Annotated in this window: 12 protein-coding genes; 1 reads left to right on the top strand and 11 read right to left on the bottom strand. The window is 43.0% G+C overall.

Annotation, left to right across the window (positions count from 1 at the left end; genetic code table 11):
* Positions 1 to 6: 6 nt before the first annotated feature.
* The 9 genes from phoR to E0D70_RS12260 all read right to left on the bottom strand — a co-directional run bounded on the left by phoR (position 7) and on the right by E0D70_RS12260 (position 9,110).
* Positions 7 to 1,347, bottom strand: a complete 1,341-nt coding sequence (gene phoR, locus E0D70_RS12300) for a phosphate regulon sensor histidine kinase PhoR (RefSeq protein WP_133012592.1) — start codon at positions 1,345 to 1,347, stop codon at positions 7 to 9.
* Positions 1,348 to 1,351: 4 nt separating this feature from the next.
* Positions 1,352 to 2,047, bottom strand: a complete 696-nt coding sequence (phoB, locus tag E0D70_RS12295) for a phosphate regulon transcriptional regulator PhoB (RefSeq protein WP_133012591.1) — start codon at positions 2,045 to 2,047, stop codon at positions 1,352 to 1,354.
* A gap of 84 nt (positions 2,048 to 2,131) precedes the next feature.
* A complete protein-coding gene (gene ubiA, locus E0D70_RS12290; RefSeq protein ID WP_133012590.1) occupies positions 2,132 to 2,986 on the bottom strand; it encodes a 4-hydroxybenzoate octaprenyltransferase in 855 nt (284 codons plus the stop codon).
* A complete protein-coding gene (locus E0D70_RS12285) occupies positions 2,983 to 3,540 on the bottom strand; it encodes a chorismate--pyruvate lyase family protein (RefSeq protein WP_240537104.1) in 558 nt (185 codons plus the stop codon). Before E0D70_RS12285 ends, ubiA begins: the two co-directional genes overlap by 4 nt.
* Before the next feature lie 8 nt (positions 3,541 to 3,548).
* The gene (locus E0D70_RS12280; RefSeq protein ID WP_240537103.1) at positions 3,549 to 4,820 is read right to left on the bottom strand and encodes an HDOD domain-containing protein; all 1,272 of its coding nucleotides are present in this window, start codon (positions 4,818 to 4,820) and stop codon (positions 3,549 to 3,551) included.
* A gap of 75 nt (positions 4,821 to 4,895) precedes the next feature.
* Positions 4,896 to 5,675, bottom strand: coding sequence for an amino acid ABC transporter ATP-binding protein (locus E0D70_RS12275; protein ID WP_133012588.1), 780 nt, complete (start codon positions 5,673 to 5,675; stop codon positions 4,896 to 4,898).
* A 22-nt stretch (positions 5,676 to 5,697) separates the two neighbouring features.
* Positions 5,698 to 6,798 (bottom strand): amino acid ABC transporter permease, encoded by a 1,101-nt coding sequence (locus E0D70_RS12270; protein ID WP_133012587.1) that lies wholly within the window; start codon positions 6,796 to 6,798, stop codon positions 5,698 to 5,700.
* Between the two features lie 10 nt (positions 6,799 to 6,808).
* Entirely contained in the window at positions 6,809 to 7,984 is a 1,176-nt protein-coding gene (locus E0D70_RS12265; protein WP_133012586.1) for an amino acid ABC transporter permease, read from the bottom strand.
* A 103-nt stretch (positions 7,985 to 8,087) separates the two neighbouring features.
* On the bottom strand, positions 8,088 to 9,110 hold the full coding sequence (locus tag E0D70_RS12260; protein WP_133012585.1) for an amino acid ABC transporter substrate-binding protein: 1,023 nt from the start codon (positions 9,108 to 9,110) through the stop codon (positions 8,088 to 8,090).
* A gap of 554 nt (positions 9,111 to 9,664) precedes the next feature.
* Here E0D70_RS12260 and lrp point away from each other — a divergent pair.
* A complete protein-coding gene (lrp, locus tag E0D70_RS12255; protein ID WP_133012584.1) occupies positions 9,665 to 10,141 on the top strand; it encodes a leucine-responsive transcriptional regulator Lrp in 477 nt (158 codons plus the stop codon).
* Between the two features lie 113 nt (positions 10,142 to 10,254).
* Here lrp and recG read toward each other — a convergent pair whose 3' ends face one another.
* Both recG and E0D70_RS12245 read right to left on the bottom strand, forming a co-directional pair.
* Positions 10,255 to 12,336, bottom strand: a complete 2,082-nt coding sequence (gene recG / locus E0D70_RS12250; RefSeq protein WP_133012583.1) for an ATP-dependent DNA helicase RecG — start codon at positions 12,334 to 12,336, stop codon at positions 10,255 to 10,257.
* A gap of 7 nt (positions 12,337 to 12,343) precedes the next feature.
* Entirely contained in the window at positions 12,344 to 13,249 is a 906-nt protein-coding gene (locus E0D70_RS12245) for a hydrogen peroxide-inducible genes activator (protein WP_133012582.1), read from the bottom strand.
* Positions 13,250 to 13,283: the final 34 nt, after the last annotated feature.

Here is a 13,283-nt window from a genome sequence, read left to right as displayed (position 1 = left end):
TTATGTTTATTCTTTAGATGGATTGACCGTGTTAGCCGAGTCGGTGGCCGGAATGCTGTCATTTCGTACGCGACTTGCTGGGAAGTGACAAGAGAATACGCTGCCTCGGTTTGGTTCGCTGCGAATTTGCAATTTGGCATCATGATGCATTAATACATGTTTAGTGATGGCAAGACCTAACCCAGTACCGCCTGTTTTAGAGCTTCGCCCCTTGTCGACCCGAAAGAAACGCTCGGTTAGGCGTGGGATGTATCTTGGGTCGATACCAAGGCCATTGTCTTTCACAGAGAATACGCCATTAAATTCGCTTGATTCCCATGTTACTAAGATATCTCCGCCATCAGGTGAGTACTTTATAGCGTTGACGACGAGGTTTGAAAAGGCGCTGTATAGTTCATTATAAGAGCCATAAAGACGTGCGCTGCTTGGTATGTCAAAACTTAGCTTATGTTGCTCTGTCAGTATAGGTGACGCCATTTTCTTAATCGCGGTAGTGAAATCCGTGACGGCGTACCATTTATCTTCTTCACCTTTTTCATTACTCTCAAGACGAGATAGTAATAACAGGTCTTCGATTAAATGCTCCATTCGTACCGACTGCTCAGACATATTGGCAATGCCTTTTTGCATACTGGCTGGCAAATTGTCTTGAAACATTTCTAAGGTTTCTAGGTAGCCTTTAATAACGGTTAGCGGAGTTTTTAGTTCGTGAGAAGCATTGGCAACGAAGTCTTTACGCATTATTTCAAGTAAATGGAGACGAGTCACATCTCGAATAAAAATAAGATGGTCATTTTTGTCATAGAGTGTTGTTTGGATTTCTAAATACACGCCTTCTTTAGCTGGCGACTTTATGATTAATGGTTCACCGAAGCGCTTTTGCGTGAAGTAGCGGAAAAAATCTGGATTTCTAACAATGTTCGTTATGGTCTGACCGCGGTCAACAGGGCGCATTAAACCAAAGAAGTGTGCAGCTGAGTTGTTCCACCATTCTAAGTTACCTTCACTGTCAGCCATGATTACGCCTTCTTTTAGCGCGGCTGTTGAGTGTTCGATACGTGTTAGCGCTTGCTGCATGCGGCGCTTGGACTTGCGTTGTTTTTTCTGTAAGCGGTAAACCGCATCAAAAATATCGCCCCAAATACCAGACGCTTCTGGCGGCGGTGCTTTGCCTGAATAACGCAGCCAGTTATGGAATTGGTACAACTGATATAGCTGATGGTAGAGAGAACCCAGTAGGTATATGAGAACGACAAGAAGAGGGTGCTTAATAATAAAACCAATGACGATGCAAGCTGTTAACCCTAAGAGCCAGCGGATGACAGATTGTCGCCAAATAGTTTTCATAATATTAAGCCGTTCGTTTCGCAGAGAATCGGTAGCCCGTACCACGTACGGTTTGAATTAACGAGTCGTGATCGGTGCCAATGGCTTTACGTAGGCGTCGAATATGAACATCGACCGTTCTTTCCTCTACGTAAACATTCCCTCCCCACACTTGATCAAGTAGCTGTGCTCTCGAATAAGCGCGCTCTTGGTGTGTCATTAGAAACTTTAGCAAACGATACTCCGTTGGCCCCATATCTAATGGTTTATTGCCAATGGTAACGCGTTGGCTAATAGGGTCTAGCATCAAACCGTCTATTTCAATAGGTTCATCCACACCTTGTGGTGTTGCACGACGCAATACGGCTTTTAAGCGAGCAACGAGTTCACGAGGTGAAAAAGGTTTGGTGATGTAATCATCTGCACCGACCTCAAGCCCTTGAATTTTATTGTCTTCTTCGCTCTTCGCCGTCAGCATAATAACGGGGATTTCCGCTGTCGTGCTGTCTTTCTTCAAACGACGTGTTAGCTCAATACCGCTACCACCAGGCATCATCCAATCACAAAGAATTAGGTCTGGTCTATGGTCCACAATGATTTCGTGAGCTTGTTGGCTGTTTTCTGCTTCCATATATTCGTACCCTGCCATTTCTAGGGCAACCGCGATCATTTCACGGATGGAAGATTCATCATCAATTATTAATACTTTTTTACCAGTCACAGGATTCACCCTCGTTTCAGGAACGATTCCATTAAATCTGCTAAATGTGACAATTAGATTACACTGTCACATTTTTGCCATATTTTAAACTAAATAGTTAGCAGCTAAACCGATAAAGATGCAATAGCCGATACGGTTGTTATCTAGGAATGCATGGAAACAAGGCAGGCGTTCTCTGTTTTTTGCTTTTTTAAATTGCAGATAGAAGAGGATAATAGCAACCAAGATAGACACAAAATAGGGCCACTGTAAGTGGGCAAGTGCGCCAATCCAAACCAGCAATGATAAGGTCAGTGCTTGTAAGCAAACAATGACGAGTAAGTCGTATTGAGCAAACAAGATCGCCGTAGATTTAACACCGATTTTTAGATCGTCTGGACGGTCTGTGATGGCGTAATAGGTATCGTATGCGATAGTCCACAGGCAGTTAGCTAAAAAGAGCATCCATAGTTGAGGATCGAGTAAATCGCCGCCTTGGGCACTGTAAGCCATAGGAATGGCCCAAGAAAACGCTAAACCAAGAAAGAGCTGAGGAAGATTGGTATAGCGCTTCATAAATGGGTACAAAGCGGCTAAACCTAAGCCAACAAATGACAATAAAATAGTGCGTAAATCGGTACATAAGACAAGCAGGAAACTCAGTAGCACAAGAGCAGAGAATAGACCCAGAGCTTCTTTTTCTGTAACACGCCCAGAAGGCAGAGGACGATTTTTTGTTCTCTCAACGTGACCATCAATTTTGCGATCGGCATAGTCATTAATAACGCAGCCAGCTGAGCGCATACTGAAAACACCCAAGACGAAAATAACAACAAGATGCCATTGCGGCCAGCCATCCGCCGCAAGCCAAAGAGCCCACAGTGTTGGCCACATTAAAAGCAAAGAGCCAATAGGACGGTTAAAGCGAGTGAGGTCAGCGTAGTCGTTTAATTTTGTCATAGTGATCCAAGAAGAGACTTAAAGTCGAGAATAGTATCAAAGAAAGCTTCATTGACTAATATACCAGGCCCATATTGTAAAAAAACAGAGCGTCTAGCCCAGACTTTTTTATGAATGCCGGGAAACAAGTTAGCAGGTAAATTGGCGATTTCTATTGTGCTACGAGACAGGCCAGGGTGGCGAAACAGATAGCCGCCTAGGGGTTTTTCTTTTAGCTGGCTGACTCTTCGCCAATGCCCTTTAAGAGATTGTGCGGGAATAATTGAGCGCCCATAGATAACCACTACACCATTAAACTTGAGGAGGACGGTACGAATACGCACTGCGTGACGCGGAGCCAATCCTAGCTTTCTTCTTTCTCTTTGGGTTGGCTTCCCCCAGCCGTCTTCTAAGACCACAACGCTTAATTCACCAGCTTGCTGTAACTTCTTGGTGATAGACGCTGGTGTGGAAAGCCATGGCCACAACCCGGTCGGAATTTTAGCTTTGCTTACCCTATGAATAGGGTGCCAGCGGTAATCTAATTTTTGTGCAATGGCGTGGTCAATATGCATTATAAAAGCTAGTGATTTTTACTGTTGATTAAAGCGACCATTTTATACAGCTCCGCAGACGATGCTTGAACTTCAGTATGGCACGCAGTGGCTTGCTCTAATGAAATACCTAGACCTTCTAACACATCTGGGTCGATATCGAGGTGCTCGTTAAGTTGGTGGGTAACATACAAAAGATGGGCAAAATTTGCGTACTCTCCATCATAACTGGGTGTTTTGCTGTAACGAATAGCGGTGTAAATGTTAGTAGGAAGGTCCCACTGTTTAAGCAACCAGGCGCCTAGTTGCTCTTTAGTGAAGTGTAGAATCTGCATTTCTACTATTGACGAGTCTAGGTGAGCATTGGCTTCATAGTATGTTGCTAAAATAGCAAAATGAGGTGGCATAATAATGCTGATGGCTAAATAACCAAAGTTATGCAGCAGCCCAGCAAGATAAGCGTGTCCTTTACTCGGGCGATATGTCGGTGGCACAGCCTTTACTAAGGCTTCTATTAATACCGCATGAGATACCGCGTTGAGCCAGAAGTTTTCATAATGACGAGGACTTTCTTCTGGAGAGGCAAACGCATTTCTCATAGAAAGGCCGAGTGCTAAAGTCATCGCCATATCATAGCCAAGCACTCGAACAACGGCATCTTTGATGGATTCAATGCCGCCTTTGGCACCGTAATAAGGCGAAGATGCCCAGCGTATGACTTGTGCTGCTAAACTAGGGTCTAAACTAATGATTTCGCAAAGCTCGTCCATATCAGAAGAGGCATTAGAGCAAAGGCGAATAATTTGGCTTGAAATGACCGGTAATGGCGGAATTTCTAGCGTCTCTGCGAGGCGCTGCTTTATACGAACAGATTGAAACTTCCCCAGAGATTCTAATAGTTGTTGTTCGTCATTTAGATCATTATCAGATGGCTTTTTGATATTAGCGATATTAATAGAGATCGATTCAAAACGACTTAATGGGCCTGAAAAACGTTTTTTAAATTCATTTGAGGACATAGAGTGGTAAGGGCTGTGCGAATTACTACGAATGTCGATGAAAGGTTCTTCAAGCAGACTTACCTCAATGATACTGGCGCAGCTGCCTACTTTTAGCAGTGAGTCACCCTTTGTATTGTAATTTGCAATAGGCTCAAGGCGTCGCTTTGTAATGCGTGAGATAGCGGCAATATCAAGCATGTGGTCTTCTGGAAATATAACTTGTAAACGACCAGCATGGTCCGCTAAGTGAACCACTCGTAGTTTTTTTGTATTGGCCAATTCCGTTGCCATAGATGTCATAAATCAACTCAAATCGAATAGTCACTAAAAAAAAGCCCCAATAAAGGGGCTTTTAATATAACAGTTTTTGAGCAATTAGTGGTTTAAAATCTGACTCAAGAACGCTTGAGTTCGGTCATGTTGTGGGTTATCAAAGAATGTGTGAGGCTCATTGGCTTCAACGATTTCTCCGGCATCCATAAACACAACGCGGTCAGCAACGGTTTTGGCAAAGCCCATTTCGTGTGTTACACACACCATGGTCATACCTTCTTCTGCCAATTCGATCATAGTATCTAATACTTCTTTGATCATTTCTGGATCAAGTGCTGATGTTGGCTCATCAAATAGCATGATACGAGGTTGCATACATAAACCGCGAGCAATCGCTACACGTTGCTGCTGACCACCTGATAATTGCCCAGGGTATTTCAACGCTTGATTGGCAATTTTCACACGTTCTAAGTAATGCATCGCCATTTCTTCGGCTTCTTTTTTAGGTGTTTTGCGTACCCAAATCGGTGCCAATGTTAAATTTTCTAAAATGGTAAGGTGAGGAAACAAGTTAAAATGCTGAAACACCATTCCGACGTCTTTACGGATAGTTTCGATGTTTTTCAGATTGTTATTCATTTCAATACCGTCTACTAGAATGGTCCCTTTCTGGTGCTCTTCTAGACGGTTAATGCAACGTATCATGGTGGACTTACCTGAGCCGGAAGGGCCACAGACAACGATTCGTTCGCCTTTTTTGATACTGAAGTTGATGTTCTTCAATACGTGAAAGTCACCATACCATTTATTAACATCGTTAAATTCGATGATTGTAGATTCGCCTGCTTCTAAGTGGGCGCGTGCCATATTTGTATCTGTCATTGTAAAAACCTCAAATTCTTAACTAATTTCGCTTGTGACCGGTTTCTAATTTGCGTTCGATTGCCATGCTGTAACGTGACATACCAAAGCAGAAAATCCAGTAAACGAAAGCGGCGAAAACATAACCTTCGATGGTGGTTCCTAGCCATTTAGTATCGTGATTGGCGAGCTGTATAATGCCCAACAAATCAAACATACCAACGATGTAAACCAAGGTGGTGTCTTTAAATAGGCCGATAAAGGTGTTTACAATACCAGGAATTACCAATTTCAACGCTTGTGGCAAAATTACTAATATCATGGATTTCCAATAAGTAAGCCCCATCGCATCAGCGGCTTCGTACTGGCCTTTTGGAATAGCCTGTAAGCCGCCCCGAATTACCTCGGCCATATAAGCAGCAGAGAACAGGGTAATACCGATCAAAACACGTAGTAGTTTGTTGAAGTTCAAGCCGTCTGGCAGAAACAGCGGGATCATAACCGATGCCATAAACATAATGGTGATTAATGGTACCGCTCGGATAGTTTCGATAAAAATAATGCAGATAGATTTTGCAATCGGCATATTAGAACGACGTCCTAACGCTAGTAAAATACCTAGCGGGAAAGAGGCGACAATACCAATAGTACCCAACAAGACAGTCAGAAAAAGACCGCCCCAACGAGACGTTTCGACAGGCTCTAAACCGAAAATACCGCCAGCAAATAAGAAATACGCAACAATCGGATAAATAATGGTAATGGTGATTGATAGGTACAGTTTGCTGATCATCTTGATGGAAAACATACCGACTAATAGAACAATCAAAATTGCCGCTAAATTAACCCGCCATGTTTCTTCGCTGGGATACAGTCCATACATAAACTGATCGAAGCGTGTGTTAACAAACGCCCAGCATGCACCAGTACCAGTACAAGCCGCTCTGGACGATCCTGTCCAGGTTGCATTTATGATTCCCCATTCGATTAGAGGAGGAATAGTTAAGTACATTATGTACAAGCTGAGCATCGTTAAAATAATATTCAGCGGTGACGATAATAAGTTTTGTCGAATCCAAGCAACAGCACCCACCGAAGTAGATGGTGGTGGGAGGCTGGGTGATGGTTTAAATACGATAGCCATGTTCTACCTCCTAGCGCTCGATGAGAGACATTTTTTTGTTATACCAGTTCATGAACAATGAGATAGTTAAACTCAAGGTTCCGTATACCAGCATACATAGACCAATGGTTTCAATTGCTTGACCCGTTTGATTAAGCGTTGTGCCCATCACAACCGCAACCAATTCAGGATAAGCAACGGCAGCACCCAAAGATGAGTTTTTCGCCAAGTTTAAATACTGACTAGTTAGTGGTGGAATCATGACTCGCAATGCTTGCGGCAAAACCACTAAACGCTGAGTTATGTTGTCACTAAGACCTAGTGAACGAGCGGCTTCCGTTTGTCCCCAACTGACAGACAAAATACCAGCACGTACAATTTCTGCAATGAAAGAGGCGGTATAAGTAGACAGTGCAATAAGCACGGCAACAAACTCTGGAGGCAATACCATCCCACCAGTAACGTTAAAACGACTTTTTACAGGAAGGTCGAACTCTAGTGGGAATCCTGCAACGGCAAAGGCAATAAAGGTAATCACCACAATAGTACCAAGAGCAGACCAATAGGCAGGGAACCAAAGTCCCGTTCTAGTTTGACGTTTTTTCGCCCATACAATCAGTGCAATAGCAGCAAAAATAGACAGTATAAAGCCCATAATTACGATACCAAAGCCATCTTGTGAAATTGGATTTGGAGAATAAATACCGCGTTTATTCAAGAAAAAATCGGCAAATTCATAACTTTGTTTTGGGCTGGGTAATGCGGCTAATACGGCAAAATACCAAAAGAATATTTGTAGTAATAATGGAATGTTCCGCAACGTTTCAATGTATACCGTTGCTAAACGTGCGACTAACCAGTTTTTTGATAAACGGGCCAGGCCCATAACGACGCCAATGATGGTCGCAAAGAAGATGCCGAGAATAGAAATAACAAAAGTATTGATTAAAGCGACGAGGAATGCGCGCCCGTAAGTATCGGCTTCAGTATAACTAATAAGGTGAATAAGGATTGGAAAGCCAGCTGGTTGATTCAAAAAAGAGAAACCAGTAGAAATTCCGCGGTTATCTAGGTTGGCTTGTAAGTTACTAAATAAGTAATAACAAACAAAGACAACAAGGGCTAAAAGCAAAATTTGGAAGATGATGGAACGTGTTCCCGCATCGTACAAAAAGCTTTTTTTAGTAGGTTTTTTAATATCGCTCATCTTGGTTCAGGCAAACTGCTCGTCAGATGGATAAGGAAGGGAAAATTCCCAGCAGCGAGTTTTGCTGCTGGGAAATAACTAAACGAAGTTATTTAATACTATATTAACGAACTGGTGGCGCGTACATGATGCCGCCGTTGTTCCAAAGATTGTTTAGGCCACGAGGAAGGTCTAGAGGAGAATCTTTACCTACGTTACGGTCGAATTCTTCACCGTAGTTACCTACTTTTGCGATAACGTTGTAAGCCCAATCAGCGCTAAGACCTAGATCTTTACCCATGTCACCTTCAGCGCCTAATAGACGGCGAACAGATGGGTCTTTAGAGTCAGCTTTGATTTGCGCTACGTTTTTAGATGAAATGCCCATTTCTTCAGCGTTAACCTGAACAAACATTACCCAAGTAACCAAGTCTTTCCACTGGTTGTCGCCGTGACGAACAACAGGACCTAGTGGTTCTTTAGAAATAGTTTCTGGAAGGATTATGTTGTCTTTAGGATTTTTCATCTTAGTACGCCAAGCGGCAAGACCAGATTTATCCGTCGTAAATACATCACAACGACCTGATGCATAGGCTGCGACAGCTTCGTCTGCTTTTTGGACGATAACAGGAACGTAAGACATTTTGTGTTTGCGGAAGAAATCCGCCATGTTTAATTCTGTTGTTGTACCTTGCTCAGTACAAACGGTAGCGCCATCAAGATCTAATGCAGATTTTACACCTAGCTCTTTATGTACGATGAAGCCTTGGCCGTCATAAAAATTGGTTGCTGTGAAGTCAAGACCTAGCGCAACATCGCGAGTGTAAGTCCATGTTGTGTTACGAGAAAGAATGTCAATTTCACCTGACTGTAGTGCGGTGAAACGTTCTTTAGCAGAAAGAGGAGTGAACTTGACTTTTTGTGGGTCATTGAAGATGGCAGCGGCTACGGCACGACATGCGTCTACATCGATACCAGTCCAGTTACCTTTATCATCAGCATTTGAAAATCCTGGTACACCTTGGCTTACGCCACATTGTACGAAACCTTTTGCTTTAACGTCATCTAGTGTGCCTGCAGCAGCAGCCGTGCTGATTGCTGCAGTGACAGCAGCCATTGCGAATAGTTTACAAACGTTCGATTTCATTGATTTAGCCTCCCAGGCATTTCTTTTGTGTGTGTTGTTTGTCTTTTCACTCTTTGTAAGTCTTGGACTTGAATGAAAATGATGCAAAAATATTGCCAACAATATGATTATTTATTTTTTTTGTATCATTAGATGCAGAATATTCTTCTGAAAGAACGCTGCAATGTCTAATAGAATGACTGTTTATAGCTTCTAGTCAAGGGTAAAATGCTATAAATGACTTTTTTAATGCTTAATTTTTGCAAGGTGAGCCGTTTTAAACAAAATTGTGTATAAAAAACATCCAATTTATGTTTAAAAGTAATAATCCAGATTACCCAATTGACGATTATGTTACCTATTAGTGCATCAGAAAGTGTAAAATAAGGAAGCAATTCGTAAGATAACGTAAAAAGCACCATATCAGTGCAAAATATTCATTCTGTTCTAATAATGACTCGCTATATTTTAGTCATCAAACAACAGAAATATTTTATAAAAAGTGCTCCCCATAATTTAGTATCTACATGATAGACTTAACAATACTTTAGTGTGACAAAGGAGATCCATCTCGAATGGACAACTCAACTAAGCCGCTTGATCGTTTAGATAAAAAAATTCTGCGAGAACTGCAGGTCAACGGACGTTTGTCGAACGTTGAATTAGCCAGTCGTGTAGGCTTGAGCGCAACTCCGTGTTTAGAACGGGTACGACGTCTAGAACGCAATGGTTATATTACGGGCTATTGTGCGTTAGTTGACCCTAAAAAGGTGGATGCTGGCTTACTGGTATTCGTAGAAATTCGTTTAAAAACGACATCTCCTGAAGGTTTTAACGAATTTAAAACCGCGGTCACAGAAATACCTGAAATTCTTGAATGTCATTTGATCGCTGGTGATTTTGAATATTTATTGAAGGCTCGAGTGTCTAATATGGATTCTTATCGGTTGCTGCTTGGTGAAACATTGCTAACCTTGCCGCATGTAAGAGAATCTCGTACCTATGTCGCCATGGAAGAAGTGAAAAATACGACTGTGGTTAGCATCCCGTAGCTTATCAAGTTTTTAATAGATAGAAGCGCTGATCGATAGCAGTGCTGATAGGCAAAATTAAAAAAGGTGTTGGAGCAATCTAACGTCTTTTTTTTTGAGCTGTCTAAAAGAAGCTATACGTTTAAATATTGGCTATGATTTGGTAACCACCGCGAAAGCAAGGGTGATATACATTCTGGATAATGCTGATGGAGCAGAGTGGCCGCTTTTTGAACATCGTCTAACAATGCTTTATCTCTCTGTAAATCAGCGACCTTGAATTCCCAAAGGCCTGTCTGTCTGGTGCCTAGTAATTCGCCAGGGCCGCGTAACTCTAAGTCTTTTTCGGCGATCTTAAAACCGTCACTGGTTTCTCTCATAGTAGATAAGCGCTCTTTTCCTTGCTGCCCTAAAGGAGCCTTATATAAAAGCACACAGTGACTGGCCGTTTGGCCACGACCTACTCGGCCTCGTAACTGATGTAGCTGAGCTAAGCCTAAGCGTTCAGGGTTTTCGATAATCATTAAGCTGGCATTAGGCACGTCTACCCCAACTTCAATGACGGTTGTTGCAACCAGTAACTGAATGTCATTTGCTTTGAATCGCGCCATAATATCGGCTTTTTCTGTCGATTTAAGCCGTCCATGAACTAAGCCTATATTAAGTCCAGTTAGCTGTTCTTCTAATAAAATAGCTGTGTCTTCTGCTGCTTGGCATTGCAGCGCCTCTGATTCTTCAATGAGAGTACAAACCCAATATACTTGTTTGCCTTCTTGGCAGGCTACTTTTACCCGCTCAATCACTTCGCTACGACGTTGATCTGATACCACTATGGTGTTTACAGGTGTTCTTCCTGGGGGCAGTTCGTCGATGATTGAACAGTCTAAATCTGCATAGGCTGACATGGCCAGTGTGCGAGGAATAGGGGTAGCGGTCATAATAAGCTGATGAGGTTGAAAGCCTTGTTTTAAGCCTTTTTCGCGTAACGCCATACGTTGATGAACGCCAAAGCGATGTTGCTCATCTATCACCGCGAGTGCTAAGCGATCGAAATGGACATTTTCTTGGAACAAGGCATGTGTGCCAACAATGATATGAGCGGCTCCCGAAGCGATGTCTTCAAGCTCTGCTTCGCGTGCTTTGCCTTTTAGCTTCCCTGCCATCCAAGCGACTTTTAAGTTAAGCGGAGTAAACCAATGAGTAAAGTTAGCGAGGTGCTGCTCGGCGAGAATTTCTGTTGGTGCCATAATCGCCACTTGGTAGCCGGCATCTACTACGGCGGCAGCTGCTAATGCAGCGACAAGGGTTTTACCTGATCCAACGTCTCCTTGAACAAGACGGAGCATAGGATGTCCAGATTTTAGGTCGGATAATATTTCACGAAAAACACGCTGCTGCGCATTGGTTGGCGAAAAAGGAAGTTGTTCTAATAACCCCTGAGCAAGTTGACCTGACTCAACAACCTGAATGGCCTTATCTTCTTTTGCTTTAATTTTTTTACCAATCAAAGACAGTTGATGAGCCATTAGTTCTTCAAAAGAGAGACGGTATTGTGCTGGATGAGCACCTGCTTTTAACTGCTCTAGGTTTGCGTCAGTTGTTGGATGATGGAGAAAACGAATCGCATCATCTAGTGGGGGAAGGCTAAATTGCTGACGAATGCTATCGGGTAGCCATTCTTTTAGATTGTATGGCGTAAGACGCTCTAAAGCTTGTTCGCAAAGTGTGCGTATCTTGGCTTGAGTAATGCCTTCAGTTAAAGGGTAAATTGGCGTCAGCTGGTCGCTATCTGAATGAGTATCATCGTCGTTGATCGTTTTATATTCGGGATGGTATATTTCGAATCCGGTACTGCCACGGCGTATTTCACCAAAACATCGAATGCGCGTTCCAGACTCAAGTTGTTTTTTTTGTGCTGCTGAGAAGTGAAAGAAACGCAGGCACAAGGTTCCTGTTGCGTCTTTAATTCGGCACAGTAAGCTGCGACGTTTGCCCATTTTTATTTCACAGCCAGTTGATATGCCTTCAATAACCGCTTCGTCTCCGAAGCGTAATTGGCCGATTGGCACAACGCGGGTTCTGTCTTGGTAGCGAATAGGCAGATGAAAAAGTAAGTCTTGTACCGTATTTAGGTGCAGCTTTGCTAGCTTCTCAGCCATAGCATCGCCAACACCTTTTAGTTCTCTAACATCTTGTGTGTCGAGATCATCTATCATAATGAGCCTAAAGATCCAGCTTCTTGCTGGCTTCACGGATCGACTGGCTTACCGCTTCAATGGCATTCGGACGTGGATAGCTAGCACGCCACGCAAGTGCCACAGTGCGTTTAGGTGCAGGTGCTGTAAAAGGTCGAACTTCCAAGAGTGAATGGTCGATGTGCATGACGGCCGATTTAGGCAAAACGGTAACCCCTAGACCAGATGCTACCATGTAGCGAATAGTTTCAAGAGAGCTGCCATTGACTATGGTGCGCCCTTCGCTATGTCCCCCTTCGTTTGCTAAAGGGCAGGCTTCTAATACTTGCTCGCTGAAGCAATGACCCTTACCAAGTAGTAGTAAGTTATCGCTAGAAAGTTGATCGGTATTGATGTGAGTTAGCTTAGTCCACAAGTGATCTTTGGGCATTAATACGACAAACTCTTCTTCATAAATCGGTTGTGTCACTACATCTGGTTCGTGGAATGGAAGGGCGATTATTATCGCATCCAGTTCGCCATTGCGCAGTTTAGGTCGCAAGTTTTCAGTCAGATCTTCTTCAATGATAAGAGGCATGTCGTTCGTTATGTTACGCAAACTAGGAATCATTGAAGGGAAAAGATAAGGAGCAATGGTAAAAATCGAGCCAATCTTGATCGGGCCTTTAAGCTGGTTGTGACCAGATGAGGCGAGCTCTTTAATGGTGTTGGCTTGCTCAAGAACGCGTTTCGCTTGGGTAACAATTTGCTCACCAATAGGCGTAATATACACCGAGCTTTTACTGCGTTCGAAAATAGCAGCACCCAGCTCTTCTTCGAGCTTTTTAACGGCAACACTTAGCGTTGGTTGAGAAACGTGGCATTTTTCAGCTGCATGACCAAAATGTTGTTCTTGTGCCAGCATAACCACGTACTTTAATTCAGTTAGTGTCATAACGTGCCCTCAACCTAATCATTGTTAATAACTA

This window comes from Marinomonas flavescens, assembly GCF_004352835.1.
Taxonomy (GTDB): domain Bacteria; phylum Pseudomonadota; class Gammaproteobacteria; order Pseudomonadales; family Marinomonadaceae; genus Marinomonas; species Marinomonas flavescens.
Note: the sequence above shows the minus strand (reverse complement) of the source record. Positions and strands in the feature narration are given on the sequence as shown.

Coding starts and splice junctions, on each gene's coding strand:
- ubiA (WP_133012590.1), bottom strand. CDS start 2,986: ATGACAAAATTAAACGACTACGCTGACCTCACTCGCTTTAACCGTCCT.
- E0D70_RS12285 (WP_240537104.1), bottom strand. CDS start 3,540: ATGCATATTGACCACGCCATTGCACAAAAATTAGATTACCGCTGGCAC.
- E0D70_RS12260 (WP_133012585.1), bottom strand. CDS start 9,110: ATGAAATCGAACGTTTGTAAACTATTCGCAATGGCTGCTGTCACTGCA.
- E0D70_RS12245 (WP_133012582.1), bottom strand. CDS start 13,249: ATGACACTAACTGAATTAAAGTACGTGGTTATGCTGGCACAAGAACAA.
- E0D70_RS12270 (WP_133012587.1), bottom strand. CDS start 6,798: ATGGCTATCGTATTTAAACCATCACCCAGCCTCCCACCACCATCTACT.
- E0D70_RS12265 (WP_133012586.1), bottom strand. CDS start 7,984: ATGAGCGATATTAAAAAACCTACTAAAAAAAGCTTTTTGTACGATGCG.
- E0D70_RS12275 (WP_133012588.1), bottom strand. CDS start 5,675: ATGACAGATACAAATATGGCACGCGCCCACTTAGAAGCAGGCGAATCT.
- E0D70_RS12280 (WP_240537103.1), bottom strand. CDS start 4,820: ATGACATCTATGGCAACGGAATTGGCCAATACAAAAAAACTACGAGTG.
- lrp (WP_133012584.1), top strand. CDS start 9,665: ATGGACAACTCAACTAAGCCGCTTGATCGTTTAGATAAAAAAATTCTG.
- phoR (WP_133012592.1), bottom strand. CDS start 1,347: ATGAAAACTATTTGGCGACAATCTGTCATCCGCTGGCTCTTAGGGTTA.
- recG (WP_133012583.1), bottom strand. CDS start 12,336: ATGATAGATGATCTCGACACACAAGATGTTAGAGAACTAAAAGGTGTT.